This is a genomic window from Bradyrhizobium sp. HKCCYLS2038 (assembly GCF_051167655.1).
Lineage (GTDB): Bacteria > Pseudomonadota > Alphaproteobacteria > Rhizobiales > Xanthobacteraceae > Bradyrhizobium.
On record NZ_JBNPTM010000005.1, the window covers coordinates 349,906 to 375,956 of the forward strand.

Here is a 26,051-nt window from a genome sequence, read left to right on the forward strand (position 1 = left end):
AGTCTGGATTGCTTCGCTGCGCTCGCAATGACGACGGCTGACAGCCGTACGTACTCACATATGCCCGACTTCCTCGGGCACCTCGTAGAACGTCGGGTGGCGATAGATCTTCGACTCCGCCGGCTCGAACATCATGGCCTTGTCGGCGGGATCGGACGCGGTGATGGCGCTCGACGGCACCACCCAGATCGACAGGCCCTCGCCGCGGCGGGTGTAGAGGTCGCGCGCGGCCTGCAGCGCCATGGTCGCATCCGGCGCGTGCAGCGAACCGCAATGCTTGTGCGCAAGCCCGTTGCGGCTGCGGATGAAGACCTCCCACAACGGCGTGTTCGGCGTCGCCATCACTGATTTCCCCTGTTACTCGGCGGCTTGCGCCATCTGGCGCTGCGCGCGCTTCTCGGCATAGGCGGCCACCGCCTCGCGCACCCAGGCGCCGTCGGCATGCGCCTTGCGGCGCGCGGCCATGCGATCGCGGTTGCACGGGCCGTTGCCGGCCAGCACCTGCTTGAACTCGTTCCAGTCGATCGGCCCGTGCCGCCAGTGGCCCTGCTCATCCTGCGTCATCTCGGGATCAGGCATGGTCAGGCCGAGATACTGCGCCTGCGGCACGGTGGCATCGATGAACTTCTGGCGCAGCTCGTCGTTCGAGAAGCGCTTGATCTTCCACTTCGTCGAGGTGTCGCTGTGCTGGCTCGCCTGGTCGGGCGGGCCGAACATCATCAGCACCGGCCACCACCAGCGGTTCAGCGCATCCTGCGCCATCGCCTTCTGCTCGGCTGTGCCACGGCACAAGGTCAGCATGATCTCGTAGCCCTGGCGCTGGTGGAACGATTCCTCCTTGCAGACGCGGATCATGGCGCGCGCATAGGGACCGTAGGAGCAGCGGCACAGCGGGATCTGGTTCATGATCGCGGCGCCGTCGACCAGCCAGCCGATCACGCCGATATCCGCCCAGGTCAGGGTCGGGTAGTTGAAGATCGATGAGTACTTGGCCTTGCCGGCCAGCATCGCGTCGACCAGCTCCTCGCGCGAGGCGCCGAGCGTCTCGGCGGCGGCGTAGAGATAGAGGCCATGGCCGCATTCGTCCTGGACCTTGGCGAGCAATGCCGCCTTGCGGCGCAGGCTCGGCGCACGCGTGATCCAGTTGCCCTCGGGCAGCATGCCGACGATTTCGGAATGGGCGTGCTGGGAAATCTGCCGGACCAGCGTCTTGCGATAGGCCGCGGGCATCCAGTCATTGGGTTCGATGCGCTCCTCGGCATCGATACGGGCCTGAAAACGCGAGGCGCGCGCGGCGTCCTCGGCGTGGCTGCCCTCCTCGGGCGAATTAAGCGCCTGCGTGTACATGCGGCGGCGTCCTCCCAGGACTTGGTTGGCGGCAATATATAACGAGATTCGATCCGTGCAATCGAATTCTGTAATATATTAGCAGGCCTCATGCCTGCCGCCGAAACGCCGCGCCAGCGCCGCACTGGCCGCCGGCAGCGGCCCCTCCTCATTCGTCGCATGGGCATCGAGCCAGCGCTCAGATCCCGGCAGCAGCAACCGATAGATCTCGCCGCACAGCGCGCGGGCCTGCCGTCCCGGCCAGTTCCCCGGCAGCAGCTCGGCCGGCAGCAAGGGATCGCGCAGCACGATGCGCCGATAATGATGGATCAGCAGGATTCGCGCGGTGAAGGCCTGACCGTCGGTCAGCATCTCGCCGCGTTCGATGCTGGCCTTGAGCGGCGCAAAGGAGGCGCTGAACTTGCGGTAGGCATCTGCCGTGCGGTCCAGCGCCCAGCTCTCAGCGACCAGCCGCCGCGCCATGTCGGGGCCGGCGGAGGCTTGCAGGCGAATCGCCCCGTCCACCGCGTCGGGGACGGCGATGCTGGAGGGCGCGACGAACACGCCCGGGAGCGGACTGCCGAAGCCGGCATCGCGCAGCGCGGTCCGCGCCTGCTCGCGATCGTCGGCGCTGCCGATCAGAACCAGCTCGAAGCTGCCGTTCCATTCCCCGGGCGGCGAATCGTAGATGTGCCGGGTGGCGCCGGCGAAGGTCTGCTCGCCGCGCCGGGTCAGCCGATAGAAGCTGTTGCGGCCGCTCTTGGTGCGCTCGAACCAGCCCTCGGCGGTCAGCCGCGACATCGCCGTGCGGACCACGCTGCCATCGATCGCGAGCCCGTCGAAGAAGGTCAGCAAGGTGCCGAGCCAGACGCGGCCGCCGCGCGGCACGATGGCGTCGCCGAACACGGTGATGATCAGCGATCCCGTGCGCGACGGCTCGCTCTTGAGCTGACTGACGATGCGGGACAGCGGCTGCGGCATGACGCCCGCTTTAGCCGGTTTTGCCTGCCCGCAAAAGAAAAGGCCCGCATGACGCGGGCCTTGGAGATCGATCGACTGACGCTGATAGCTTGATCAGGCGGTCTTGTTGTAGGCCTTGGCCATGTTCTGCTGGGCAACCTTGGCACCCTCGGTGACGAGCTTGCCAACATACTCGCTGGTCGACTTCGCACGGGCGACGAGCGCCTCGCCGCGGGCACGGGCCAGCTCGCCCTGGATCTGGACGGCTTCGCTGATCGACTTGGCGGACGCCAGTTTGTCCAGGCCGTCGAAGAACGCCTCGGTGTCCTGGTACAGCGCCTGCTGAATGTTGCGGCTGATCTTGCCGGCCTCGGTGACGCCGTCGAACACGGCGGTCTCGATCGCCGAGGTCACCTTCTCGGAGCCGGCCAGGGCCTCCGCAGCGCGCTCCTTGGCGGTCGACGCGGTCTTCTTGACGAACTCCCGCGCGGATTCCGGAACTTCCATCGTCTGCAGGTTCTTGAACGCGTCGGTCATCGGCGCAAAGGCGTCCTTGACGGTGTCGAACACGTTATTGGTGTCGTTGCTCATGGTCGTCTCCATCCTCAATGTTGTCTGAGCTATGGGCTCGCTCCGTCGCTATGAACCGGAGTGATTAACTCTATAGCAGCCCAAATGATGCATTGCAACATTAATGTTGCAATGCATCATTGCAGATTTGTGATGGATGGTAGCAATTAACCGCCGGACCGGGTCTCGGCGCCCTGCGACCCGTGGCCCGCGCCCGGCTTCTTGTTCCGGGCCTTGCCTTGGCGCGGCAGCTCGGCTGCCTTGAGAGCTTCCTTGGGCGGCGATTCGGCTGACTGCTCCGGCTCTGCTTCCAAAGCGACAGGCGCCAGCGGCGGCTCCTTGGCAGCATTCAGCACTTCGCCGAGCAGGGCCTTGATCTCGCTCAACTGCGGTGTGACGTCGACGGCCGGCTTGGCCTCCGGCTGCGGAGCCTGGGACGCGGCAACAAGCCGATCGAGCAAACCCTTGATCTCGTTCAACTCGGGCCTGACGTCGGCCGGGGCCGGCACGCTCTTGGACGCCGCGACAAGCTTGTCGAGCAAGCCTTTGATCTCGTTCAACTGCGGCGCGAGATCGGCGGCCGGCTTCGGCGCCGGTGCCGGCAGCTTTGTCGCGGTGAGCAGCTCCTTCAGCAGCGTCCGCGTCTCGGCGAGCTCGCCTTCGATCACGGCAAGCCGCTCGTTCAAGGCGGTAAGCTGACCGCGGCTCGGCACGTTCATGCCGGCGTAGTAGTTTTCCATGAGATCGGCCATGGGCTTCTGTCCATTTCCAGAAGTTGCGGGATCATCGGATGAGCGGGCCGCACCGATCGGGCGCAGCCGCGTGAAGGCCGTGAAGCTCTTCTGCATCTCACCGACCATCTGCTGCCAGAATGCGATCGGATCGCCGGATTTATTGACCATCGGCAAGCTCCTTAAGACCATCACAAAAGACTCAATACAACCTATCATAGCACAATCTCGCTGCAATGCAGCAAAATCAGCGCCGACTTCTCACCTCCCGCGGAACCATGCCATAGAGGGGGTCGTTGGCCTTCGAAGGGGATCCCGTGACCACAGACGTTCATCAGCCGCAGCACCTCGTGCGCGCCAACGGTATCGACATCTGCTACGAGACGTTCGGTGACCCCGCCGCGCCGCCGCTGCTGCTGATCATGGGCCTCGGCGCGCAGATGATCATCTGGGACGACGAGTTCTGCCAAATGCTGGCGGCGCGCGGCTTCCGCGTCATCCGTTTCGACAACCGCGACATCGGCCAGTCCGGCAAGCTGCACGGAGGCAAGCGCCTGACGCCGTTCGAGCTGATCAAGCTGCGCTTGTTCAACATCCCGGTCGCGGCGCCCTACAAGCTCTCGGACATGGCCAAGGACACGATCGGCCTGATGGATGCACTCGACATCAAGTCGGCGCATCTGGTGGGGGCCTCGATGGGCGGCATGATCGCGCAGGAGATCGCGATCACATATCCGCAGCGGGTGCGCTCGCTGACCTCGATCATGTCGACGACCGGCAACCCGCGCCTGCCGCCGCCGAAGCGCGAGGTCGCGATGCTGTTGATGGCGCCGCCGCCGAACACCAAGGACGAATACATCCGCCGCTTCCAGACGACCTGGAAAACCCTGCGCGTCGGCTCCTTCCCGCAGGACGAGGCGCGCGACGTTGCGCTCGCCGAGCGCTGTTTCGCGCGCGGGCTCAACCCTGCCGGTGTCGGGCGCCAGCTCCGCGCCATCCTGGCCTCGGGCAGCCGCAAGCCGCGGCTGCATTTGGTGACCGCGCCGACGCTGGTGATCCACGGCACCGTCGATCCGCTGGTGCTTCCGGCCGCCGGCAAGGACACCGCGGAATCGATTCCGAACGCCAAGCTGTTGATGATCGAGGGCATGGGCCACGCCATCCCGATTCCGACCTGGCCGCAGATCATCGGCGCCATCGCCGACCACGCCCATGGCGCGAACGCGCAGGCAGCTTAGGACGGCAACCAATAGCCACCGCTGCCGCTCTGGAACGAGCTGCCGTTCCGGCCGACGCCGGGATCGATAACAATCAGCTCTCGTGATTGCGACGCGCCGCGGCCGCGGTCACTTCAGCCATCAGGGCCGCCGGCTCGGGCGCGACGAACGCGACGGCGGCTGCCGTCGCGAGGATCTCTTAAAATCCAGTGGAAGCAGCTCAGGCCGACTTCTTGTCGCTGGAGCGGCTGCCGCCGAGCCCCGTCATCGTCAGCATCATATCCTGAAACCGCTCGGCCAGCCGCGGATCGAACGTGAACCAGCTCTGCATGATCGCCTCGGGCGTCAGCTTGTCGATGTTGCTGGTCATCTGGTGCTGAAGCCTGTCCATCACGGCGGACTGCATCGGGCCGACATCCGGAAGTCCGAAAAACTGCCGCGCCTCGAGCGGTGTGCAATCGATCTCGATATTGACTTTCATGGCCGCTCCGCACTGTTCGTATCTCTCGACCTCCGGCGCCTAGATCCGTTTCCCGTGTCGCGGGAGACGGCCCCGGCCATGGCGGCGAGCGGGAGCAGTATCACCGCGCCGGGCCCTCTCTAGCAAGCGGCGCTTTGCTGCAACCGCGCAATTCCTGGGACATGGTCAATCCGCCGCGCCCCCTGCTCGATGGCTCCAGGCGCAGCTTCGCGTGCGCTGCACGCGTCGGTTCGCGGCTAACCTTATCGTTTAGGCTTAAACAAACCGGACTTGTGCGCCGCTGCCCAACTCTGGCAACATGCTGACACTCGACGTGCCGCAGGTCCAACGGCGCCGCCAGGCGCAGCCCTGGGAAGCAGTTCCTACCGAGCGGCACCAGACTTGCAAGTACATCGCCCAGCGTCTTGTTGCTTCTTGAAGTTCGTGCAAGAGGCGCTGCAGACATCACGAACTTCGAAGCATGCAGGCCGGATCGCAATCCGCGCCTGCCGAGAAAACAAGCGTCAAACGCGGAGATTTTGAACATATGTCGGGACGCAAATCCCTGCTCGCTGCGGCGGCCGCGATCCTCGTCGGCCTTGCGGGTCTGCCGGCTTCGGCCCAGACCCTGCGCTACGCCAACCAAGGAACCCTCAAATCCCTCGATCCCTATACGTTCAAGGAATCGACCACGATCGCGCATCATGCCCACGTGTATGAAGGCCTGACGGCACGCGACAAGGATCTGAAGATCATCCCTGCGCTGGCCGAGAGTTGGGAGACACCGGAGCCGACGCGCTGGCGCTTCCATCTGCGCAAGGGCGTCAAATTCCACAATGGCGATCCCTTCACCGCCGACGACGTGCTCTTCTCTGCCTACCGCGTCCGCGCCACCGGCTCCAACTTCCTGTCGAACGTTCCGCCCGACGCGAAGTTCATCAAGATCGACGACTACACGGTCGACGTGAAGCTCGATGCGCCCAATCCCATCCTGATCTCGCAGTGGGATTCGTGGTACATCATGGACAAGAAGTGGGCCGAGGAGAACAACTCCGTCGCGCCGACGCCGGTCTCGGCAACTACACCGAGCTACGCGGCCCTGCATGAGAACGGCACCGGCCCCTTCATCATCGAGAGCCATCAGCCCGGCGTGAAGACCGTCTTCAAGGTCAATCCGAACTGGTGGCGCAAGCCCGAGCACAACATCAAGGAGATCGTGTTCACCACGATTGGCTCCGACGCGACGCGCGTTGCGGCGCTGCTCTCCGGCGAGGTCGACCTGATCGAGCCGGTTCCGGTGCAGGACATCGGCCGTGTCGATTCCAGCCCGAATGCCCAGGTCCTCAAGGGACCCGAGCTGCGCACGATCTTCCTCGGCATGGACCAGTCGCGCGACGAACTGGTCTCCTCCAGCGTCAAGGGCAAGAACCCGTTCAAGGACGTCCGCGTCCGCGAGGCCTTCTACAAGGCGATCGACGTCGAGCTGATCAAGACGCGCGTCATGCGCGGCCTGTCGACGCCGTCGGCGCTGATGATCGCGCCGGAGCTGTTCCCGCTGTCGAAGGACTTCACGCGGCCGAAATACGATCCGGATGCGGCCAAGAAGCTGCTGACCGAGGCCGGCTATCCCGACGGCTTCGAGGTCGGGATGGATTGCCCGAACGACCGCTACGTCAACGATGCCGCGATCTGTCAGGCCGTGGTCGGCATGCTGGCCCGCGTCGGCGTCAAGGTGAACCTGAATGCCCAGCCCAAGGCGCAGTATTTCGCCAAGGTGCTGAAGCCGGGCGGCTACAACACGTCGTTCTTCCTGCTCGGCTGGACGCCGTCGTCGGGGGACGCGCACAACGTGCTGCATGACATCATGGGCTGCCGTGACGACCCCAAGGACGCGACCCGGGGCGAGGCCAATCTCGGCAACTACTGCAACAAGGAGCTCGACGCGCTCACCGACAAGGTGCTGGTCGAGACCGATACCGCCAAGCGCGATCAGCTGATCAAGCAGGCGTTCGAGATCGGCATCAAGGACTATGGCTACATCCCGCTGCACCAGCAGGCCGTCGCCTGGGGCGTCTCCAAGAAGGTGAAGATCCCGCTGCGCGCCGACAACCAGGTGATGCTGTATCTGGCGACCAAGACCGAGTAGTCCACACACGACGTCGAGTCCCGGAAAGCAGAACTGCTTTTCGGGACTTTTCATTTCCCGCGGCAGGTGCTACGCGCCGCAGCTTGAAGAGCTGAAAGGATCAGATGCTCGCCTTCGCGCTTCGCCGAGCAATCCAGGCCATCGGCGTGATGATCGCCGTCGGAATCATCGCCTTCGCCATGTTCCGCTTTGCCGGCGATCCGGTCAGCCAGATCGTGCCCATCGATGCCACGGCTGCGGAGCGCGCCCAAGTCCGTCAATCGCTGGGCCTGGACGATCCGTTCATCGTGCAGTTCGGCCACTATCTGCTCGACGCTGCGCAATTCAAGTTCGGCGTGTCCTATCAGTTCCGGCAGCCGGTCTCCGATCTGCTCAAGGAGCGGATGCCTGCGACCCTGGAGCTCGCAATCTGCGCCACCATCCTGGCGCTGGTCTTCGGCATCCTGATGGGCGTATTTTCTGCGCTCCGCCGCGACTCGTTCCTCGCCAAGCTGTTCCAGATGGTGTCGCTGATCGGCATTTCGCTGCCGACCTTCCTGATCGGCATTCTGCTTATCTACCTGTTCTCGGTCACCCTGGGTTGGTTGCCCTCGTTCGGACGCGGCGACACCGTGAGGCTGGGCTGGTGGACATCAGGACTATTCACCGTCTCCGGTTGGAAGGCGCTGATCATGCCCTCGATCACGCTCGGCCTGTTCCAGATGACCTTGATCATGCGCCTGGTCCGCGCCGAGATGCTTGAGGTGCTGCGCACCGACTACATCCGCTTCGCCCGCGCGCGGGGCTTGACCACCCGCGCCATTCATTTCGGCCACGCGCTGCGCAACACGCTGGTTCCGGTCATCACCGTCGTCGGCCTGCAGTTCGGCTCCGTCATCGCGTTCTCGATCATCACGGAGCAGGTGTTCCAATGGCCGGGCATGGGCCTGTTGTTCGTGCAGGCGGTGCAGAACGTCGACATCCCGATCATGGCGGCCTACCTGATGATGGTGTCGCTGATCTTCGTCACCATCAATCTCGTGGTTGATATCCTCTACACCGTGGTCGATCCGCGCCTGCGCACGACCATCAGCCGTCCGGCCTGAGCATGAGCGACGCAGCCCTTCCCCATCCCACTCCCGCCCCAGCGCCGCGCGCGGCCGCCGACGGCTGGCTCAAGCGCGCGCTCGCGAGCGACCTGTTCTACTCGTTCCGCCGCTCCAGGCTGACGGTCGTGGCAGCCGTCGTCACGCTGCTGTTCTTCCTGCTCGCGATCTTCGCGCCGCTGCTGTCGCCACAGAACCCGTTCGATCCCGCGCAGCTGCAGCTCCTCAATTCCCGCATCGCGCCGCTGTGGACGGCCGACGGGCAGAGCCCGTTCCTGCTCGGCACCGACGAGCAGGGCCGCGACGTGCTCTCCGCCATCCTCTATGGCCTGCGGATCTCGCTGCTGGTCGGCATTCTCGGCGTCGTCTTCTCCGGCGCGCTCGGCATCGCACTGGGGCTGATCGCCGGCTATTTCGGCGGCCGCGTCGATACCGTGATCATGCGCATCGCCGACGTGCAGCTGACGTTCCCGCCGATCCTGATTGCCCTGCTCGTGAACGGCATCGCCAAGTCGGTGTCCGGCAATCATCTGGAATGGCTGAGCATGCTCGGCGTCCTGGTGCTCGCCATCGGCCTGTCCTTCTGGGTGCAATATGCGCGGACCGTGCGCAGCTCGGTCATGGTCGAGAAGAACAAGGACTATGTCGCCGCCGCGCAGCTGATCGGGCTGCCCGCGCCGGTCATCATGCTGCGCCACGTGCTGCCCAACACGACCGGACCGGTGCTGGTGATCGCCACCATCAACCTGGCGCTCGCGGTGCTCACCGAGGCGACCTTGTCGTTCCTCGGTTCCGGCATGCCGGAGACGATGCCCTCGCTCGGCACCCTGATCCGGATCGGCAACAACTATCTGTTCGCCGGCGAATGGTGGATCGTGGCCTTTCCCGGCATTGCGCTGGCCGGACTGATCCTGGCCATCAACCTGCTCGGCGATTGGCTGCGCGACGCGCTCAACCCGAAACTGCGATGATCCCCGTTCAGAGTTGCGAAGGCCTGACCTCATGACCGCCCCCGTTCTGTCCGTGCGCAATCTGCAGGTCGAATTCGAGACCAGGCGCGGCACCCTGCGCGCGATCGACGGCGTCTCCTGGGACATCGCCAAGGGCGAGGTGCTCGGCGTCGTCGGCGAATCCGGCGCCGGCAAGTCCGTCACCGGCCTCGCCGTGATCGGGCTGATCGATCCGCCCGGCCGCATCTCCGGCGGCGAGATCCTGCTGTCCGGCCGGCGCATCGACAATCTGCCGCCGGAGGAGATGCGCAAGGTGCGCGGCAAGCGCATCGGCATGATCTTCCAGGATCCGCTGACCTCGCTCAATCCGCTGTATCGCGTCGGCGACCAGATCATCGAGACCATCAAGACCCATACCAGCCTTACCGACCAGCAGGCGCGCAAGCGCGCCATCGACCTGCTCGCCGAGGTCGGCATATCAGCGCCGGAGAAGCGCATCGACGGCTATCCGCATGAATTCTCCGGCGGCATGCGCCAGCGCGTCGTGATCGCGCTCGCGCTGTGCGCCGAGCCGGAGCTGATCATCGCCGACGAGCCGACCACCGCGCTCGACGTCTCCGTGCAGGCCCAGATCATCTCGCTGATCAAGCGGCTCGGCCGCGATCATGGCACTGCCGTGATGCTGGTGACCCACGACATGGGCGTGATCGCCGAGACCTGCGACCGCGTCGCCGTGATGTATGCCGGCCGCGTCGCCGAGATCGGCCCGGTGCAGGAGGTCATCAAAAACCCGCTGCATCCCTACGCCAAAGGCCTGATGGGCGCGATCCCGACGCTGGCCGGCGAGGAGAGCCGCCTGGTGCAGATCCCCGGCGCGATGCCGCGGCTGTCGGCGATCCCCGCGGGCTGCTCGTTCAATCCGCGCTGCGGCGCCGCCTTCGAGCGCTGCCGCATCGACCGGCCGGAGCCGCTGCGGCAGGGCACGCAGGCGGTCGCCTGTCATCTGTATGATCGCGCGACGGAGACCGCGGCATGAGCGATTTCGTCGAGGTCAAGAATCTGCGCCGGGTGTTCGACGTCTCCAAACCCTGGCTCAACCGCGTGATCGAACGTCAGCCGCAGGAATTCCTGAAAGCGGTCGACGGCGTCAGTTTCGGCATCAGGAAGGGCGAGACGTTTGCCCTGGTCGGCGAGTCCGGCTCCGGCAAGACGACGGTCGCGCGCATGGTGGTCGGGCTGCTGGCACCAACCTCCGGCGAGGTCATCATCGATGGCGTGTCGATGAGCGAAGCGCGTCAGGCACAGGTGCGGCGCAAGCTGCGCCGGCGCATCCAGATGGTGTTCCAGGATCCCTACGCCAGCCTCAACCCGCGCTTCCGCGTCGACTCCATCATCGCCGAGCCGATCCGCGCATTCAACATCATCGAGGGCGAGCGCCAGATCAGGGACCGCGTCGGCGAGTTGCTGACGCTGGTCGGCCTGCATCCGGATGACGGTCAGAAGTTTCCGCACGAATTCTCCGGCGGCCAGCGCCAGCGCATCGCGATCGCGCGCGCGCTGGCGTCCGAGGCCGAGTTCATCGTCTGCGACGAGCCGACCTCGGCTCTCGACGTCTCCGTGCAGGCGCAGATCCTCAATCTGATGCGCGATCTGCAGGACAAGTTCGGCCTGACCTATCTGTTCATCAGCCACAATCTCGCAGTCGTGCGCCACATGGCGAGCCGGATCGGCGTGATGTATCTCGGCCGCATCGTCGAGATCGCGGATGGACGCGCACTCTTCAACGATCCGCGCATGCCCTACACCAAGATGCTGCTCGGCGCGGTACCGGACCTGTCGATGTCCGGCCGCCAGCGCATTCCGGTCAAGGGCGAGATTCCGAACCCAATCAATCCGCCATCGGGATGCACCTTCAACCCGCGCTGCCCGCTGGCGTTCGATCTGTGTCGGCAGCAATCGCCGGAGCTGATCGGCGGCGTGGCGTGTCATGCGGTGAACCAGCCGGCCACGACGGCCGTTCCGACGGCATCGGTGGCGTGAAGCAACACGACGGAATTTGAATGAGGTCGTCATTGCGAGGAGCGAAGCGACGAAGCAATCCAGGGGCGTCAACCTGGGCCCTGGATTGCTTCGCTATCGCTCGCAATGACGGCGACTAATTACACCGACCAAAGGGCGCCATGAGCTTCGTCAATCCCGATCCCTTCACGACCCGCCCAGAGATCGAAGGCACGTTTGGCGTCGTCACCTCGACGCACTGGATCGCCACTGCCGTCGGCATGGCGATGCTGGAGCGCGGCGGCAACGCCTTCGACGCTGGCGTCGCGGCCGCCTTCACCTTGCAGGTGGTCGAGCCGCACCTGAACGGCCCCGGCGGCGACGTGCCGATCATCGTGCACGACGTCAAGCGCGGACGCACCGAGGTGATCTGCGGCCAAGGCCCCGCGCCGGCAGGCGCAACCATTGCGCACTATAAGCGCGAAGGCCTGGAGATGGTGCCCGGCACCGGACTGCTCGCCGCCTGCGTCCCCGGCACGTTCGAGTCCTGGATGCTGCTGCTGCGCGACTACGGCACGATGCGGCTGCGCGACGTGCTGGAGCCGGCGATCGCCTACGCGCGCGACGGCTATCCGCTGGTCGAGCGCGTCTCGGCGACGATCCAGACCGTCGAGCAGCTGTTCAAGACGCATTGGCCGACCTCTGCCGCGCTCTATCTGCCGAACGGCGAGGTGCCGCGTCCCGGCACGCTGTTCACCAACCCCAAGCTCGCCGAGACGTACGCGCGCATCCTGAGCGAAGCCGAGAGCGCTGGGGAGAATCGCGACGCGCAGATCGAGCGCGCCCGCAAGGCGTGGTCGCGGGGCTTCGTCGCCGAGGCGATCGACCGGTTCTGCCGGACGCAGGAGGTGATGGACGTCTCGGGTGCGCGCCACAAGGGCGTGCTCTCAGCCGACGACATGGCGCGCTGGCAGCCGACCATCGAGGCGCCGCTGACTTATGAGTACGGCCGCTATACCGTGTGCAAGGCCGGCGTCTGGAGCCAGGGCCCGGTGCTGCTGCAGCAGCTCGCCCTGCTCAAGGGCTTTGCGCTCGACGGCCTCGACCCGACCGGGCCCGACTTCATCCATTGGCAGATCGAGGCCGCCAAGCTCGCCTTCGCCGATCGCGAGGCGTTCTACGGCGATCCGAAGTTTGCCGACATCCCGATCCAAACATTGCTGTCCGACGCCTACAACGACGAGCGCCGCAAGCTGATCACGGACAAGGCCTCGCTCGAGCTGCGTCCCGGCACGCTCGACGGCTACGGCGCCAAGGTGAAGCTGCGCGAGGCGACGGGCCACCGCGAGGCCGTCGGCGCGATGGGCTCGGGCGAGCCGACCGTCGGCCGCTTTGGCGAGGTGCGCGGCGACACCGTGCATTTTGACATCATCGACCGTGACGGCAACATGATCTCGGCGACGCCCTCCGGCGGCTGGCTGCAATCCTCGCCCGTCATTCCCGAATTGGGTTTCTGCCTCGGCACCCGCGCGCAGATGTTCTGGCTCGAGGAGGATCATCCGGCGGCGCTGGTGCCCGGCAAGCGGCCGCGCACGACGCTGTCGCCGACCATGGCGCTGCGCGATGGCGAGCCCTACGTCGCCTGGGGCTCGCCCGGTGGCGACCAGCAGGACCAGTGGAACACGCAGTTCTTCCTGCGCCACGTCCATGCCGGCATGAATTTGCAGGAATCGATCGACGCGCCGGCCTGGCACTCCGAGCACTTCCCGATCTCGTTCTGGCCGCGCACCGCACGCCCCGGCGTGCTCGTGGTCGAGGGTCGCGTGCCCAAGGCCACGATCGAGGAGCTGCGCCGCCGGGGCCATGTCGTCGAGGTCGGCCCCGACTGGTCGGAGGGCCGCCTCACCGCGGCCTCGCGCATCGGCCGCCGCCGCCGCGCCGCCGCCAATCCGCGGGGCATGCAGGGCTACGCCGCCGGACGATAGGAGAGCAGACGCCGATGACCTGGTCGATCATTGCCAAGGACGATCTCACCGGCCAGATCGGCATCGCCGTCGCCACGCGCTTCTTCGCCGTCGGCGCCCGCGTGCCGCACATCGTGGCCGGGCAAGGCGGCATCGCCACCCAGGCGCTGGTCAATCCATATTACGGCATCGACGGCGCGACGCTGCTGCGCGATGGCCGGCACCCGCACGAGATCGTGCAGCTCCTGATCTCGGCCGACCCCGGCCGCGAGAGCCGGCAGATCCATATCCTCGATCACAACGGCCAGATCGCGGCGCATACCGGCCGCGACTGCATCGACTGGTGCGGCCATCTCGAAGGCCAGGGCTTCTCAATCGCCGGCAACATGCTGGCCGGCCCACAGGTGCTGAACGAAACGGCCAACGCGTATCTCGCGCATCAGTCTCTGCCCCTCGCCCAGCGCCTGATCGCGGCGATGAAGGCCGGCGAGGCCGCCGGCGGGGATAAGCGCGGCAAGCAGTCCGCCGCCATGCTCATTCACGGCAAGGAGGAGTGGTCCGAGCTCGATCTCCGCGTCGACGATCACCCAGATCCGCTCGTCGAACTCGAACGCCTGGAGGGCGTGAGCCGCAGGCATTGGGCGGTGTTCCGCCAGTTCATGCCGACGCGCGACAATCCCGCAGGAGTGACCGACCGCGCGACCATCGATGCCGGCATCGCCGCGGCGCTCGCGAACCAGACATGACCCGCGGAAGGACCGCCGTTCAGCGGGGTTGGTACCAATAGTGCAATAACGCAGGCTGCATTTACGTAGGGGACTTCGGATGCTGAGGAAGAACTGGTGCCTGGCCGCGGTCGCGGCCGTCGTCATGGCCTCCTGCGGGATGGCCGCCCAGGCGCAGACCACGTTGCGCATCGGCCTTGCCGAGGATCCCGACGTCCTCGATCCGACGATGGCCCGCACCTATGTCGGCCGCATCGTCTTTGCCGCAACCTGCGACAAGCTGTTCGACATCGACGAGAAGCTGAACATCGTGCCGCAACTGGCGCTGTCGCACGAGACCTCCGCTGACGGCAAGGAGGTCACGATCAAGCTGCGGCCCGGCGTGAAGTTTCACGACGGCGAGCCGTTCGACGCCGAAGCCGCGAAGTTCTCGCTCGACCGCCACCTCACCTTCCCCGGCTCGTTCCGCAAGCCCGAGCTTGCCTCGGTCGATCACGTCGACGTCGTCGATCCCCTCGCCATCAAGCTGGTGCTGAAAGCACCGTTCTCGCCGCTGATCGCCCAGCTCACCGATCGGGCCGGCATGATGGTGTCGCCGAAGGCCGCCAAGGAGGCCGGCGACAAGTTCGGCCTGCGCCCGGTCTGCGCCGGCCCCTACAAATTCGTCGAGCGTGTCCAGCAGGACCGCATCGTGTTCGAGAAGTTCGCCGACTACTGGAACAAGGACAACGTCTTCATCGACAAGATCGTCTACCAGCCGATCGTCGACGCCACGGTGCGGCTCGCCAACCTGAAATCCGGCGGGCTCGACCTGATCGAGCGCGTGCTCGCCACCGACATCAAGGACGTGCGCTCCGATTCCAAGCTCGCGCTGTCGACCGCCATCGAGCTCGGCTACCAGGGCATCACGCTGAACATCGGCAAGGACAAGGCCAAGGGCCCGCTCAGCCAGTCGGCCAAGGTGCGCCAGGCGCTCGATCTCTCGATCGATCGCGAGGCGCTCAACCAGGTGGTCTTCAACGGCGAGTTCATGCCGGGCAACCAGTGGGTCAATCCCTCGCATCCGTACTATCAGAAAGCATTCCCGATCCGCGCCCGCGATGTCGAGAAGGCCAAGGCGCTGCTGAAGGAAGCCGGCGTGACGCCGCCGGTCGCGGTCGACTTCATGGTGCCGAAGGGCGCGGAGACCGAAGCAGTCGCCCAGGTGGTGCAGTCGATGGCCGCCGAGGCCGGCTTCGACCTGAAGATCCGGGTGACCGAGTTCGCGACCTCGCTGAAGCAGGCCGAAGCCGGCGACTACCAGGCCTACATGCTGGCCTGGAGCGGGCGCATCGACCCCGACGGCAACAGCTTCGTCTTCATGAAAAAGAACGCGCCGCAAAACTACAGCGTCTGGGAGAATCCGGAAGCCGATAAGGCGCTCGACGACGCGCGCCTTGTCACCGACATGGCGCAGCGCAAAGCGCTGTACGAGAAGCTCACCAAACTCGAAATCGAGGAAGAGCCGATCCTCTACATCTACCACCGCCGTATCCTGATCGCGCACACCAGGAAGCTGGAGGGCTACAAGCAGATGCCGGACGGCCTGGTCCGCGTGGTCGGCCTGAAGCTGAAGTGAGTGGCCTCGTGGCCACTGGCCGTTGGGACGCGATGTCGGCACTCAGCGGCCGGTCCGCTCCCTCCCCCCTTGCGGGGGAGGGTTGGGGTGGGGGGTGCCACGCACTCCGATCTCCGGTGGGGCACGTCCTTCCGTGCCAAGCCCGCAGGAGCGACAGATCAATCGCATGCGACGAACAGAGTTATGGGCTCGTCTGTTCCCAGGTCGTCATGGCCGGGCTTGTCCCGGCCATCCACGTCGTTCGGCACCCCGGGAGCGACGTGGATGGCCGGGTCAAGCCCGGCCATGACAGAGTAACAAACTCGCAGGCTCATTTGTCATCAAGGCGTTGGGCGAGGCACCGACCATGCTGACCTTTCTCGCCCGCCGCCTTGCCCAGATCGTCCCGACGCTGATCTTCGTCTCGATCCTGATCTTCTCGCTGCAGCAACTGCTGCCCGGCGATCCGGCGCTGGTGATGGCGGGCGAGGAGCGTGATCCCGCGGTGATCGAGCAGATCCGCAAGCAGTATCGCCTCGACCAGCCGCTGCCCGTGCAATACGGCTACTGGATCAAGGGCGTGCTGTCGGGCGATTTCGGCGAGTCGCTGCGCATCAAGATGCCGGTGCGCGATCTCATCCTGCAGAAGCTGCCGGTGACCCTGCAGCTCGCATCGATGGCGATCGTGATCGCGTTCCTGATCGGCATTCCCGCCGGCATCATTTCCGCCGTGAAGCGCGGAACGGTCTGGGACTACGCCGCCAATCTGTTCGCGCTGTGGGGCATCTCGACGCCGAACTTCTGGCTCGGCATCATGCTGATCTTCGTGTTCTCGATTAAGCTCGGCTGGCTGCCGGCCTCGGGCTATGTCTCGCTGGCCGAGGACTGGCGCGCCAGCCTCGCCGCCACCATCATGCCGGCCTTCGTGCTCGGCAACGCCATCGCCGCGATCCTGATGCGCCACACCCGCAGCGCCATGCTGCAGGTGCTGAGCAGCGACTACATCAGAACCGCGCGCGCCAAGGGCATCTCCGAGCGCCAAGTCATCCTCGGCCACGCGCTGCGCAACGCCCTGACGCCGGTGATCACGCTCGGCGCGCTCGAGCTCGGCACGCTGTTGTCTGGCGCCGTGCTCACCGAGCAGATCTTTTCCATTCCCGGGTTCGGCAAGCTGATCGTCGATGCCGTGTTCAACCGCGACTACGCCGTCGTGCAGGGCGTCGTGCTGGTCACCGCCACCGTCTACATCATGCTCAACCTGATCGCCGACCTCGCCTATGTCCTCGTCAATCCGCGCCTGAGGAGCTGAGATGGCCGAGACGGTGCTGCCAGCCGCATCGGACGTACGCGCCCTCGCTCCGCTCGAGCGGCCGATCCAGCGCACTTGGCGCCGCCTCGTCAAGCGCCGGGGGGCGATGGTCGGGCTCGGCCTGATCGCGGCCTTCATCCTGCTCGCCCTCTTCGCACCGCTGGTCGCCCCTTACGATCCGATCAAGACGAGCTGGTCGCTGGTGCGCAAGGCGCCATCGGCGACGCACTGGTTCGGCACCGACGATCTCGGCCGCGACGTGCTGTCCCGCGTGATCTATGGCGCGCGCGCCTCGCTGCTCGCCGGCGCCATTTCCGTCCTCATCGCGCTGTCGGTCGGCGTGCCCATCGGCATGCTCGCGGGCTATCGCGGCGGCTTCATCGATGCCCTGATCAGCCGCATCACCGATGCGATGCTGGCCTGCCCGTTCCTGATCCTGGCGATCGCGCTGGCGGCGTTCCTGGGCCCGAGCCTCGGCAACGCGATGATCGCGATCGGCATCACGGCGACCCCCATTTTTGTCCGGCTGACCCGCGGCGAGGTGCTGAGCGTCAAGGTCGAGGACTATGTCGACGCCGCGCGCAGCCTCGGCGACACCGACCTGCAGATCGCCGTCAGGCACATTCTGCCGAACATCATGCCGGCGCTGCTGGTGCAGGCGACCTTGTCGGTCGCCGCCGCCATCATCGCCGAGGCCGCGCTGTCGTTCCTGGGGCTCGGCCAACAGCCGCCGGCACCGTCCTGGGGCAGCATGCTCAACGCCGCCCAGCGCTTCCTCACCAACGCGCCGTGGATGGCGATCTGGCCGGGCCTTGCGATCTTCCTCGTCGTGCTCTCCCTCAATTTGTTGGGAGACGGCCTGCGCGACGCGCTCGATCCGCAGCAGGAAGAGTGAGGCCGTCTTACAGAGGAGCTATCGCCATGATGCTGCTGGCTCGGATGGCCGAGGATCTGTTGCGAGTCTTGACGATCATCGACATGGGAGCAGCGGCGATCGTCCTGGCAATGGCGTTCCGCGAGCGCATCCTGATGGCGGGCCACGCACCGGAATGGCGGGGCCTGTTCTCGCTCCGACGCCCGATCGCAAGCGAGTACTCGGCGTCCTATCGCACGCACTTCTATCGATCACTGCAATATGCGGCGGCCTTCGCGATCATCGTCGGCATCGCGGTCGTCCTGATCCTGCTTGACCATCTGTTCTTCACGAAGCCGTCGTGCTGAGCGGCGCCGCAGACCGCCGCTGGCGCAACATACTCCGCTGTCGTCCCGGCGAACGCCGGGACCCATAGCCACGGACGGTCGTTGTTGCGCGAGAAGGTCACTCCGAGCCTGCCTCAAACCGCTCCCTGTGGTTATGGGTCCCGGCGTTCGCCGGGGCGACAGTGAGGGACGCTGAGGGACTATCGAAAACAAAACGGCGGCTGCTGGGGCAGCCGCCGTTGATGTCATCAAACCAGGAGCGCGCCCGCTCACGTCGCCTTCAGCGCGGGCCCTGTCTCGGCGTCGAACTGCGCGATCTCGCGGGCGCGCTTCGACTTGGCGGCGGCCTGGTGGTCGGTGGCGATGACGGTGTAGACGGCCGGCAGCACGAACAGCGTGAACAACGTGCCGATCGACATGCCGGCGACGACGACGAGGCCGATCGAGAAGCGGCTGGCCGCGCCGGCGCCGGATGCGGTCAAGAGCGGGATCAGGCCGGTGACCATCGCCGCCGTGGTCATCAGGATCGGCCGCAGCCGGATGCGCGCGGAGGTCTCGATCGCCGTGCGGCGGTCGACGCCCTCTTTCAGCTGGAGCTCGTTGGCGAACTCCACCATCAGGATGCCGTGCTTGGTGATCAGTCCGACCAGGGTCAGGAGACCCACCTGGGTGTAGATGTTCATCGTGGCCAGGCCGAAGAACAGCGGGATCAGCGCGCCGACGATCGCCATGGGAACGCTGATCATGATCACCAGCGGATCCCGCAAGCTCTCGAACTGTGCCGCCAGCACCAGGAAGATGATGATCAGCGCGAAGCCGAAGGTGATGGCGAGCTGGTTGCCCTCCTGGACGTATTGGCGGGCGTCGGCGAGATAGTCGTGGCTGAAGCCCGACGGCAGGTTCTTGGCCTGCTTCTCGAGGAAGTCGACCGCCTGCCCGACCGTGACGCCCGGCATCGGCACGGCTGAGAACGTCGCCGAATTGAGCTGGTTGTAATGCGTCAGCGAGTTCGGATCGGTCGCGGTCTCGATATTCACCACGGTCGACAACGGCACCTGCTGGCCGGCGGCCGTCGCGACATAGTAGCCCGACAGCGAATCCGGTGACAGTCGCTTGTCACGCGGCACCTGCGGGATCACCTGGTAGGAGCGGCCCTCGAGGTTGAAGCGGTTGATGTAGTTGCCGCCGAGCAGCACGGCCAGCGTGTTGCCGATGGACTGCATGTTGATGCCGAGATCAGAGGCCTTGCTGCGGTTGATCCAGACCTTGACCACCGGCTGGTTGAACTCGAGGTCGCTGTCGGAGACGATGAACATCCCGCTCTTGCGCGCGGCGTCCTTCAGCTTGGTCATCTGGTCATAGACCGCCTGGAAGCCGTTGGTCGAGCTGATCACCATCTGCACCGGCAAGCCACCGGGCCCGCCCGGCAGCGCCGGCAGGTTGAAGGCGAAGGCGTTGATGCCCTCGATCTTCGACAGCTCCGCCTGCACCAGCGGCTTCAGCTTGATCGAGGACCGCGTGCGCTCATCCCACGGCTTCAGCAGCATGCCGGCGAAGCCGCCCTGCGGGCCAGCGATGCCGTTCAGCACGAAGCGCAGGTCGGTCTCGGGGAACTTCTGGAACGCCTTGTCGAGCTTGTCGGTGTAGAAATTGATGTAGTCGATGTTGGCGTATTTCGGCGCCTTGGTGACCGAGAACACGATGCCCTGATCCTCCTCCGGCGCCAGCTCTTTGGAGGTGTGCATGTAGAGGAAGCCGACCAGGCCGAGGATCGTCACCGCGAACAGCGCCGTGACTGGCCGGTAGTCGAGCGAGCGGTCGAGCTTGCGGCCGTACCAGCGCGTCATCGCGCCGAACACGCGGTTGACCACCCGCGCGAACCGCCCCTCCTCCGCGCTGCGCAACAGCACCGAGCACATCATCGGCGACAGCGTCAGCGCGATGACGCCGGAGACGATGACCGACCCTGCGAGCGTGAAAGCAAACTCCCGGAACAGCGAGCCGGTGAGGCCGCCGAGGAAGCCGATCGGCGCATACACCGCGGCCAGCGTGATCGTCATCGAGACGACGGGACCGACGATCTCACGCGCCCCCTGCAGCGCGGCCTGGACCGGCGCCTTGCCCTCCTCCAGATGGCGATGGATGTTCTCCACCACCACGATGGCGTCGTCGACGACGAGGCCGATCGCCAGCACCATCGCGAGCAGGGTCAGCAGATTAATCGAAAAGCCGAACGCCAGCATCATCGTGCAGACGCCGATCAGCGACAGCGGGATCGTCACCACGGGGATGATGACCGAGCGCAGCGACGCCAGGAACAGGAAGATCACGACGATGACGATCAGAACGGCCTCGCCGAGCGTGTGCTCGACCTCGTCGATCGACGACTGGATGAACTTGGTGGAATCGTAGGCCACCTTCATCTTCATCGACGGCGGCAGATTGCGCTCGAGGTCCGGGAACAGCGCACGCACGCCCCTGACGATGTTGAGCGGGTTGCCCTGCGGCGTCGCGTCGACGCCGATAAAGATCGCGCGCTCGCCATTGAAGGCGACGCTGGCATCGGTGCTCTGCGCCGCGAGCTCGACGGTGGCGATGTCCTCCATCCGCACGAAGCCGCCGTCCTTGGCCTTGACGATCATCCGCTTGAACTGGTTGACGTCGGTGAGACCCGTGTTGGTCGTGACGTTGGAGACGATGAAATAGCCCTTGGCCTGGCCGGCGGCGGACTGGAAGTTGTTGGCGGCAATGGCGGTGGCGACGTCGGTCGGCGAGACGTTGCGGCCGGCCATCTTCTCCGGATTGAGCCAGATCCGCATCGCGAAGGTCTGGCCGCCGAGGATGTTGGCGGCGGCGACGCCGTCGACCGTCGACAGCACCGGCTGCACGACGCGCGTGAGATAGTCCGAGATCGCCGAGCCCGACAGCTCCTCGCTGGAGAAGCCGAGATACATCACCGACGTCGTCTGTCCCGTGGTCTTGGTGACGATCGGATCGTTGGATTCCTTCGGGATCAGGTAGCGGACCGAGTTGACCTTGGCGAGCACCTCGGTGAGCGCCTGGCTCGGATCGAAATTGAGCTTGATGAACACCTGGATCGTGCTGGTGCCCTGCACCGAGGACGATGTGATGTAGTCGACGCCCTCGGCCGAGGCGACCGCCTGCTCCAGCGGCGTGGTGATGAAGCCCTGGATCAGGTCGGCGGAGGCGCCGGGATAGACCGTCGTGACGTTGACGACCGTGTTCGACAGCTTTGGATATTGCCGGATCGGCAGCACGAACGCGGCGCGCAGGCCGAGCAGCAGGATGAGCAGGCTGACCACGACCGACAGCACCGGACGCTTGATGAAAATATCGGTGAAACGCATCGCGGCAATCCCGTCAGCAGGAGGCAGATGAGGTCCGAACGGGCCGCCGCAGCGGCGGCCCGTGTTAGCTCAGTAGCGCGGCGGCTTGGCCGGCACCGGCGGCGGCGGATCGGTCGAGATCGCGACTGCTGCGCCGGACTGGATCTTGAGCTGGCCGACGGCGACGACACGGTCGCCTTCCTTGACGCCCTTGATGATCACGGCACGGCCGTTGATGCGGTCGCCGGTCTGCACATAGGTCCGGTCGGCCACCAGCGAGGTCTTGCCGTCATCGGCCTTCTTCTCGTTGATGACGAACACCGAGTCGCCATACAGCGTGTAGTCGACAGCCGTCTCCGGCACCGTCAGCACCGGAGGCTTGTCCGGCAGCACCACGGTGGTGGTCGCGAACATGCCGGGCTTGAGGATGTGCTCCGGATTGGCGATCGTCGCCTGCACCCGGATGTTGCGGGTGTCGGTCGCGATCTGCGGCTCGATCGTGGTGATCTTGCCCTCGAACGTCTTGCCCGGATACGCGTCGACGCCGACGCGCACGGTCTGGCCGACCTTCAACTGGCCCGAGTCCTTCTCGGTCACGGTGAAGTTGACCCACAGCTCCGACAGATCGGTCAGCGACACGATCTGCGTGCCGGCGGACAGATACTGGCCGACCTCGACCTTGCGGACGCCGAGGTCGCCGTCGAACGGCGCGCGCACCAGCTTCTGCGCGATCAGCGCCTCGGTCTTGGCGACGCCGGCCTGCGCCTGGTCGAACGCGGCCTGAGCCTGATCGACCGTCGCCTGCGGGCCGAACTGGCGCGACGCCAATTGCTTGGCGCGGTCGAGCGACAGCTGAGCCACCGTCACCTGCGCCTTGAAGTTGGCGAGATCGCCCTGCTCCGGCGCATCATAGAGCTGCACCAACGGCGTGCCCTGCTTCACCGTCGTGCCCGGCATGAACATGATCTCGGTGATGCGGCCCGAGGCGTCGGAGGTGACGTTGACCTGGTGCACGGCGGCAAGGTCGCCGACGGCGGTCAGGAGGTTCGGCACGGTCTCCGTGGTCGCCGTCGCGACGCTGACGTTCAGCGGCGGCGGCTTCATGTTGGCGAAGAACCCCGCGATCATCTTGTCGCGGAACATGTTGAACCACACGAGGCCGCCGACCAGTCCCGCGAGCAGCAGGCCCACGACGATGAACCACAGCACCGGGCGGGTGCGCTTGCGCGGCTTGTCGTCGATCGGCTTTCCGGAAAGCTTGGGTTCGGTCGCAATGTTCATGTCATGCACTTTCTGCCGTCGCCGGCCGGGCCGGAGGTTGCGACAATTCGTGGTCGAGATAGCACGCAATCGCGGCCTCGGTCAGTCCGATGCCGCGCAGGATGAATTCACTCAGCTGGCGCTCCAGGCTCGCCGCGGTTCCGTAGGACACGCAGGGCGTCGATGGAAGCCGGGTCAAGGCCGCCATCAACACGGTGTGATGCGCAAACCAGAACAGGTCCCGAGGTGCGGCAGCCGATCGCAGCGCCTCGCCGGCAGCAACAGCGCTCTCCAGGGAGGAAACGAACTTGGCGCCGATCAGATCATCGATCTTGGTGTAGAGCAGCCGGGCAAACTCGCCATCGTCGAGATGGCTCGACGCCATCAGCCGCAGCCGCTGCTCTTCCTCGTTATTGGGCACGTCGGCGATGCTGAGAAAGTGCTGCACCATTCCGGTCATCAGCTTGACCAGCGTGGCGGTCGAAGGTTCCTGCCCGAGCAAGAGCTCGAATTCAGGATCGGCCTCGCATTCCTCGGTCAGGATGTCAGCATAGAGCGCCGCCTTCGACGGGAAGTGCTTGAACAGCAGCGCCTCCGAGATGGCGGCGGCGGCCGCGACGCTCTTGGTCGTCGTGCCGGCATAGCCGTGACGCGCGAAGCAACGCTTCGCTGCGCCGAGGATCAGCTGCCGCCGGAGATCGCTTGTCATTCGCAGAGTGGACATCACTCGTGAGTAAATACTCACTTGCTTGATGTCAAGGAACACACCGCAGCGCAGCAGGGCTCAGGGGCCAAGTCCCTGGAATCACAGGCGAGAAAACCAATGCGTCGGCGGCAATTTCATACCGTCCAAACGCGGCGGATCTGCGGCACGCCTCGTGATGGCGATGCCAAGGGGACATCGCCCGCGGATTTTATTCCATCGCTGGCCGTGCGACGGTCGGCGCAACGAACGAGAATCCGCCGGGAGGACCAGCCATGACCGACGACGCCGCGCTCGCCGACCAGTTCGACCTCGAGAGCCTGACGCCGGAATTCTACGCCGACCCCTACCCGACCTATCGCGCGCTGCGGCAGCAGGCCCCGGTCAAGCGGATGCGCAACGGCTCCTTTTTCCTCACCCGCTACGACGATCTTGTCACCGCCTACAAGGCGACCAGGACGTTCTCGTCCGACAAGAAGCGCGAGTTCGCGCCCAAATACGGCGCGTCGCCGCTCTACGAGCATCACACCACCAGCTTGGTCTTCAACGATCCTCCGGCGCATACGCGTGTCAGGCGCCTGATCATGGGCGCGCTGTCGCCGCGCGCGATCGCCGAGATGGAGCTGGCGCTGATCGCGCTGGTCGACGGGCTCCTGGACCGCATCGCGGCCAAGGACCGGTTCGAGCTGATCGAGGATTTCGCCTCCGCCATTCCGATCGAGGTGATCGGCAATCTGCTCGGCGTGCCGCATGACGAGCGCGGACCGCTGCGCGACTGGTCGCTCGCCATCCTCGGCGCGCTGGAGCCGGTGCTGACGCCGGAGCAGTTTGCCCGCGGCAATCAGGCCGTCGGTGACATGCTGACCTATCTCGAAACCCTCGTCGCGCGCCGGCGCGCAGCACCCGGCAATCCCGAGCGCGACGTGCTGACGCGGCTGATCCAGGGCGAAGCCGACGGCGAGCGGCTCAGCGAAAAGGAGCTGCTGCACAACTGCATCTTCCTGCTCAACGCCGGACACGAGACCACCACCAACCTGATCGGCAACGGCCTCGTGCTGCTGTGCCAGCATCCGGGCGGACGCCGACGGCTGATCGAAGCGCCGGGACTGATCCGCACCGCGGTCGAGGAGATCCTGCGCTACGAGAGCTCCAACCAGCTCGGCAACCGCATGACCACAGAGCCCGTCGAGCTCGGCGGCGTGATGCTCGACGCCGGCACCTCCGTCACCCTGTGCATCGGCGCTGCCAACCGCGACCCCGCCCAGTTCGACGATCCCGAACGCTTCGACATCACCCGCCTCGCCAACCGCCACCTCGCCTTCGGCACCGGCGCGCATCAATGTGCGGGCATGGCGCTGGCCAGGCTGGAGGGTGCAGTCGCGATCTCGCGGTTTTTGGCGCGGTTTCCGAACTATCAGCTCGACGGCTCGCCGGTGCGCGGCGGGCGGGTCCGGTTCCGGGGGTTTGCGAGCGTGCCGTGTGTGGTCGAGGGGTGAGGCAAAACCTTAGCGGCTATCAAAACGCTTGGTCCTGACATGGTACAATCAAGCCATTTCACTCGATGTCATTCCGGGGCGCGCGCGGCGCGAGCCCGGAATCCATAGCCACAGGATGCCGTGCGAGGCAGGCTCGTCGTTGACGCCTCGTCTTACGACATCGCTCCGTGGCTATGGATTCCGGGCTCATTCGCGCTGCTTCAAAATGGCTGCGCCATTTTGCGCGCGAATGCCCCGGAATGACGGCGTGGGTGGCAGCTACCATTGGGCCACCCGATCTCGACGCCCTCCTCTGGGGCTTCGATCGACAAAATTTCTATTTCGCTTTCTCAGAAGACATGATATACGTCCCTTCGTCCCGTCTCGATCAGAGGGGCGCTTCGCGGTCGTCACGGACGTTGAGGCGGGATGTGGTGGGCGTGTCGATGTTGCAGCGTGGCTTGGCCGCGCGGACGAACGGCATTGATGCGCACGGTCAAGTCGCGTGGTCCTGACACCCCGACGCTGGTGTCAAGGTCGAAGGGCTGGACGAGTCCTGCGACCGACGGTGGCCAACAAGCCCGGAGCACCGGGGAGAACGCGAAGCAGCCGTTCCAACCATCGCGCGGGGAATGCCGGGTGTTCTCGGCTGAACCTGTGGTTCCTGCCGCCTGCATTTTTTTCGCAGGCGGGCCATGGGTGCGGCCAGCGCCCGGCATTCCCCGTGCCCTCTCCTCGGAGAGGGCAGGACGAAGCGCAAAGCTCGGACGCGAAACGCGCCGCGAGAGGGGACGCCCATGTCTCGTCGCGAAAATCAAAGGTCTCACCCTCGTCATTGCGAGCGAAGCGAAGCAATCCAGGGTCGCGCCCGCGACTCTGGATTGCTTCGTCGCTTCGCTTCTCGCAATGACGGCGGGGATAACAACGCCGCAATTGCTCGTCATGCTCGGGCTTGACCCGGGCATCCATCTCCTTGTCGCGAAGCGTGATGGATGGCCGGGTCAAGCCCGGCCATGACGACGGTGAGA

Annotated in this window: 22 protein-coding genes; 13 read left to right on the forward strand and 9 right to left on the reverse strand. The window is 65.4% G+C overall.

Features of this window, described 5'->3' with window-relative positions:
* Nucleotides 1–54 precede the first annotated feature (54 nt).
* The 5 genes from paaB to ACQR1I_RS23520 form a co-directional block, all read right to left on the reverse strand.
* Complete coding sequence (paaB, locus tag ACQR1I_RS23500) at nucleotides 55–342, reverse strand: 1,2-phenylacetyl-CoA epoxidase subunit PaaB (protein ID WP_012043014.1); 288 nt, start codon at nucleotides 340–342, stop codon at nucleotides 55–57.
* Between the two features lie 15 nt (nucleotides 343–357).
* Nucleotides 358–1,347: a 1,2-phenylacetyl-CoA epoxidase subunit PaaA gene (paaA, locus tag ACQR1I_RS23505; protein ID WP_434868236.1), complete on the reverse strand. Its 990-nt coding sequence runs from the start codon at nucleotides 1,345–1,347 to the stop codon at nucleotides 358–360.
* A 78-nt stretch (nucleotides 1,348–1,425) separates the two neighbouring features.
* Nucleotides 1,426–2,307 (reverse strand): phenylacetic acid degradation operon negative regulatory protein PaaX, encoded by an 882-nt coding sequence (gene paaX, locus ACQR1I_RS23510; RefSeq protein WP_434868235.1) that lies wholly within the window; start codon nucleotides 2,305–2,307, stop codon nucleotides 1,426–1,428.
* Between the two features lie 93 nt (nucleotides 2,308–2,400).
* The gene (locus ACQR1I_RS23515; protein ID WP_434868234.1) at nucleotides 2,401–2,877 is read right to left on the reverse strand and encodes a phasin; all 477 of its coding nucleotides are present in this window, start codon (nucleotides 2,875–2,877) and stop codon (nucleotides 2,401–2,403) included.
* Nucleotides 2,878–3,023: 146 nt separating this feature from the next.
* Nucleotides 3,024–3,758: a hypothetical protein gene (locus ACQR1I_RS23520; protein ID WP_434868233.1), complete on the reverse strand. Its 735-nt coding sequence runs from the start codon at nucleotides 3,756–3,758 to the stop codon at nucleotides 3,024–3,026.
* A gap of 146 nt (nucleotides 3,759–3,904) precedes the next feature.
* On the opposite strand from ACQR1I_RS23520, the gene ACQR1I_RS23525 reads away from it, so the two are divergent.
* Nucleotides 3,905–4,825, forward strand: a complete 921-nt coding sequence (locus tag ACQR1I_RS23525) for an alpha/beta fold hydrolase (protein ID WP_434868232.1) — start codon at nucleotides 3,905–3,907, stop codon at nucleotides 4,823–4,825.
* 199 nt (nucleotides 4,826–5,024) lie between these two features.
* Here the strand turns inward: ACQR1I_RS23525 and ACQR1I_RS23530 are convergent, their stop codons facing one another.
* The gene (locus ACQR1I_RS23530; RefSeq protein WP_015668166.1) at nucleotides 5,025–5,285 is read right to left on the reverse strand and encodes a DUF6489 family protein; all 261 of its coding nucleotides are present in this window, start codon (nucleotides 5,283–5,285) and stop codon (nucleotides 5,025–5,027) included.
* A gap of 526 nt (nucleotides 5,286–5,811) precedes the next feature.
* Here ACQR1I_RS23530 and ACQR1I_RS23535 point away from each other — a divergent pair.
* The 11 genes from ACQR1I_RS23535 to ACQR1I_RS23585 all read left to right on the forward strand — a co-directional run bounded on the left by ACQR1I_RS23535 (nucleotide 5,812) and on the right by ACQR1I_RS23585 (nucleotide 18,259).
* The gene (locus ACQR1I_RS23535; protein WP_434868231.1) at nucleotides 5,812–7,410 is read left to right on the forward strand and encodes an ABC transporter substrate-binding protein; all 1,599 of its coding nucleotides are present in this window, start codon (nucleotides 5,812–5,814) and stop codon (nucleotides 7,408–7,410) included.
* Nucleotides 7,411–7,514: 104 nt separating this feature from the next.
* A complete protein-coding gene (locus ACQR1I_RS23540; protein ID WP_434868230.1) occupies nucleotides 7,515–8,495 on the forward strand; it encodes an ABC transporter permease in 981 nt (326 codons plus the stop codon).
* 2 nt (nucleotides 8,496–8,497) lie between these two features.
* Nucleotides 8,498–9,466 carry an ABC transporter permease gene (locus tag ACQR1I_RS23545; RefSeq protein WP_434868229.1) on the forward strand — a complete coding sequence of 323 codons (969 nt, stop codon included), beginning with the start codon at nucleotides 8,498–8,500 and terminating at the stop codon, nucleotides 9,464–9,466.
* Nucleotides 9,467–9,497: 31 nt separating this feature from the next.
* Nucleotides 9,498–10,481 carry an ABC transporter ATP-binding protein gene (locus tag ACQR1I_RS23550; RefSeq protein ID WP_434868228.1) on the forward strand — a complete coding sequence of 328 codons (984 nt, stop codon included), beginning with the start codon at nucleotides 9,498–9,500 and terminating at the stop codon, nucleotides 10,479–10,481.
* The gene (locus ACQR1I_RS23555; protein WP_434868227.1) at nucleotides 10,478–11,485 is read left to right on the forward strand and encodes an ABC transporter ATP-binding protein; all 1,008 of its coding nucleotides are present in this window, start codon (nucleotides 10,478–10,480) and stop codon (nucleotides 11,483–11,485) included. Before ACQR1I_RS23550 ends, ACQR1I_RS23555 begins: the two co-directional genes overlap by 4 nt.
* A 140-nt stretch (nucleotides 11,486–11,625) precedes the next feature.
* Entirely contained in the window at nucleotides 11,626–13,428 is a 1,803-nt protein-coding gene (locus ACQR1I_RS23560; protein ID WP_434868226.1) for a gamma-glutamyltransferase family protein, read from the forward strand.
* A gap of 14 nt (nucleotides 13,429–13,442) precedes the next feature.
* Nucleotides 13,443–14,153: a DUF1028 domain-containing protein gene (locus ACQR1I_RS23565; RefSeq protein WP_434868225.1), complete on the forward strand. Its 711-nt coding sequence runs from the start codon at nucleotides 13,443–13,445 to the stop codon at nucleotides 14,151–14,153.
* Nucleotides 14,154–14,277: 124 nt separating this feature from the next.
* On the forward strand, nucleotides 14,278–15,750 hold the full coding sequence (locus tag ACQR1I_RS23570; protein ID WP_434868452.1) for an ABC transporter substrate-binding protein: 1,473 nt from the start codon (nucleotides 14,278–14,280) through the stop codon (nucleotides 15,748–15,750).
* Between the two features lie 346 nt (nucleotides 15,751–16,096).
* The gene (locus ACQR1I_RS23575) at nucleotides 16,097–17,038 is read left to right on the forward strand and encodes an ABC transporter permease (protein WP_434868224.1); all 942 of its coding nucleotides are present in this window, start codon (nucleotides 16,097–16,099) and stop codon (nucleotides 17,036–17,038) included.
* Nucleotide 17,039: 1 nt separating this feature from the next.
* Nucleotides 17,040–17,933 (forward strand): ABC transporter permease, encoded by an 894-nt coding sequence (locus ACQR1I_RS23580; RefSeq protein ID WP_434868223.1) that lies wholly within the window; start codon nucleotides 17,040–17,042, stop codon nucleotides 17,931–17,933.
* A 26-nt stretch (nucleotides 17,934–17,959) separates the two neighbouring features.
* Entirely contained in the window at nucleotides 17,960–18,259 is a 300-nt protein-coding gene (locus ACQR1I_RS23585; protein WP_434868222.1) for a hypothetical protein, read from the forward strand.
* Between the two features lie 248 nt (nucleotides 18,260–18,507).
* Here the strand turns inward: ACQR1I_RS23585 and ACQR1I_RS23590 are convergent, their stop codons facing one another.
* The 3 genes from ACQR1I_RS23590 to ACQR1I_RS23600 form a co-directional block, all read right to left on the reverse strand.
* Nucleotides 18,508–21,606, reverse strand: a complete 3,099-nt coding sequence (locus ACQR1I_RS23590; protein ID WP_434868221.1) for a MexW/MexI family multidrug efflux RND transporter permease subunit — start codon at nucleotides 21,604–21,606, stop codon at nucleotides 18,508–18,510.
* Between the two features lie 69 nt (nucleotides 21,607–21,675).
* Nucleotides 21,676–22,866: an efflux RND transporter periplasmic adaptor subunit gene (locus ACQR1I_RS23595; protein ID WP_434868220.1), complete on the reverse strand. Its 1,191-nt coding sequence runs from the start codon at nucleotides 22,864–22,866 to the stop codon at nucleotides 21,676–21,678.
* Nucleotide 22,867: 1 nt separating this feature from the next.
* Nucleotides 22,868–23,554, reverse strand: coding sequence for a TetR/AcrR family transcriptional regulator (locus tag ACQR1I_RS23600; RefSeq protein WP_434868219.1), 687 nt, complete (start codon nucleotides 23,552–23,554; stop codon nucleotides 22,868–22,870).
* A 269-nt stretch (nucleotides 23,555–23,823) separates the two neighbouring features.
* On the opposite strand from ACQR1I_RS23600, the gene ACQR1I_RS23605 reads away from it, so the two are divergent.
* On the forward strand, nucleotides 23,824–25,044 hold the full coding sequence (locus tag ACQR1I_RS23605) for a cytochrome P450 (RefSeq protein ID WP_434868218.1): 1,221 nt from the start codon (nucleotides 23,824–23,826) through the stop codon (nucleotides 25,042–25,044).
* Nucleotides 25,045–26,051 lie beyond the last annotated feature (1,007 nt).

What these genes read in the sequence shown, in the direction of transcription:
- paaB (WP_012043014.1), bottom strand. Translation starts at nt 342, where the DNA reads ATGGCGACGCCGAACACGCCGTTGTGGGAGGTCTTCATCCGCAGCCGC.
- paaA (WP_434868236.1), bottom strand. Translation starts at nt 1,347, where the DNA reads ATGTACACGCAGGCGCTTAATTCGCCCGAGGAGGGCAGCCACGCCGAG.
- paaX (WP_434868235.1), bottom strand. Translation starts at nt 2,307, where the DNA reads ATGCCGCAGCCGCTGTCCCGCATCGTCAGTCAGCTCAAGAGCGAGCCG.
- ACQR1I_RS23515 (WP_434868234.1), bottom strand. Translation starts at nt 2,877, where the DNA reads ATGAGCAACGACACCAATAACGTGTTCGACACCGTCAAGGACGCCTTT.
- ACQR1I_RS23520 (WP_434868233.1), bottom strand. Translation starts at nt 3,758, where the DNA reads ATGGTCAATAAATCCGGCGATCCGATCGCATTCTGGCAGCAGATGGTC.
- ACQR1I_RS23530 (WP_015668166.1), bottom strand. Translation starts at nt 5,285, where the DNA reads ATGAAAGTCAATATCGAGATCGATTGCACACCGCTCGAGGCGCGGCAG.
- ACQR1I_RS23535 (WP_434868231.1), top strand. Translation starts at nt 5,812, where the DNA reads ATGTCGGGACGCAAATCCCTGCTCGCTGCGGCGGCCGCGATCCTCGTC.
- ACQR1I_RS23540 (WP_434868230.1), top strand. Translation starts at nt 7,515, where the DNA reads ATGCTCGCCTTCGCGCTTCGCCGAGCAATCCAGGCCATCGGCGTGATG.
- ACQR1I_RS23545 (WP_434868229.1), top strand. Translation starts at nt 8,498, where the DNA reads ATGAGCGACGCAGCCCTTCCCCATCCCACTCCCGCCCCAGCGCCGCGC.
- ACQR1I_RS23550 (WP_434868228.1), top strand. Translation starts at nt 9,498, where the DNA reads ATGACCGCCCCCGTTCTGTCCGTGCGCAATCTGCAGGTCGAATTCGAG.
- ACQR1I_RS23555 (WP_434868227.1), top strand. Translation starts at nt 10,478, where the DNA reads ATGAGCGATTTCGTCGAGGTCAAGAATCTGCGCCGGGTGTTCGACGTC.
- ACQR1I_RS23560 (WP_434868226.1), top strand. Translation starts at nt 11,626, where the DNA reads ATGAGCTTCGTCAATCCCGATCCCTTCACGACCCGCCCAGAGATCGAA.
- ACQR1I_RS23565 (WP_434868225.1), top strand. Translation starts at nt 13,443, where the DNA reads ATGACCTGGTCGATCATTGCCAAGGACGATCTCACCGGCCAGATCGGC.
- ACQR1I_RS23570 (WP_434868452.1), top strand. Translation starts at nt 14,278, where the DNA reads ATGGCCTCCTGCGGGATGGCCGCCCAGGCGCAGACCACGTTGCGCATC.
- ACQR1I_RS23575 (WP_434868224.1), top strand. Translation starts at nt 16,097, where the DNA reads ATGCTGACCTTTCTCGCCCGCCGCCTTGCCCAGATCGTCCCGACGCTG.
- ACQR1I_RS23580 (WP_434868223.1), top strand. Translation starts at nt 17,040, where the DNA reads ATGGCCGAGACGGTGCTGCCAGCCGCATCGGACGTACGCGCCCTCGCT.
- ACQR1I_RS23585 (WP_434868222.1), top strand. Translation starts at nt 17,960, where the DNA reads ATGATGCTGCTGGCTCGGATGGCCGAGGATCTGTTGCGAGTCTTGACG.
- ACQR1I_RS23590 (WP_434868221.1), bottom strand. Translation starts at nt 21,606, where the DNA reads ATGCGTTTCACCGATATTTTCATCAAGCGTCCGGTGCTGTCGGTCGTG.
- ACQR1I_RS23595 (WP_434868220.1), bottom strand. Translation starts at nt 22,866, where the DNA reads ATGAACATTGCGACCGAACCCAAGCTTTCCGGAAAGCCGATCGACGAC.
- ACQR1I_RS23600 (WP_434868219.1), bottom strand. Translation starts at nt 23,554, where the DNA reads ATGACAAGCGATCTCCGGCGGCAGCTGATCCTCGGCGCAGCGAAGCGT.
- ACQR1I_RS23605 (WP_434868218.1), top strand. Translation starts at nt 23,824, where the DNA reads ATGACCGACGACGCCGCGCTCGCCGACCAGTTCGACCTCGAGAGCCTG.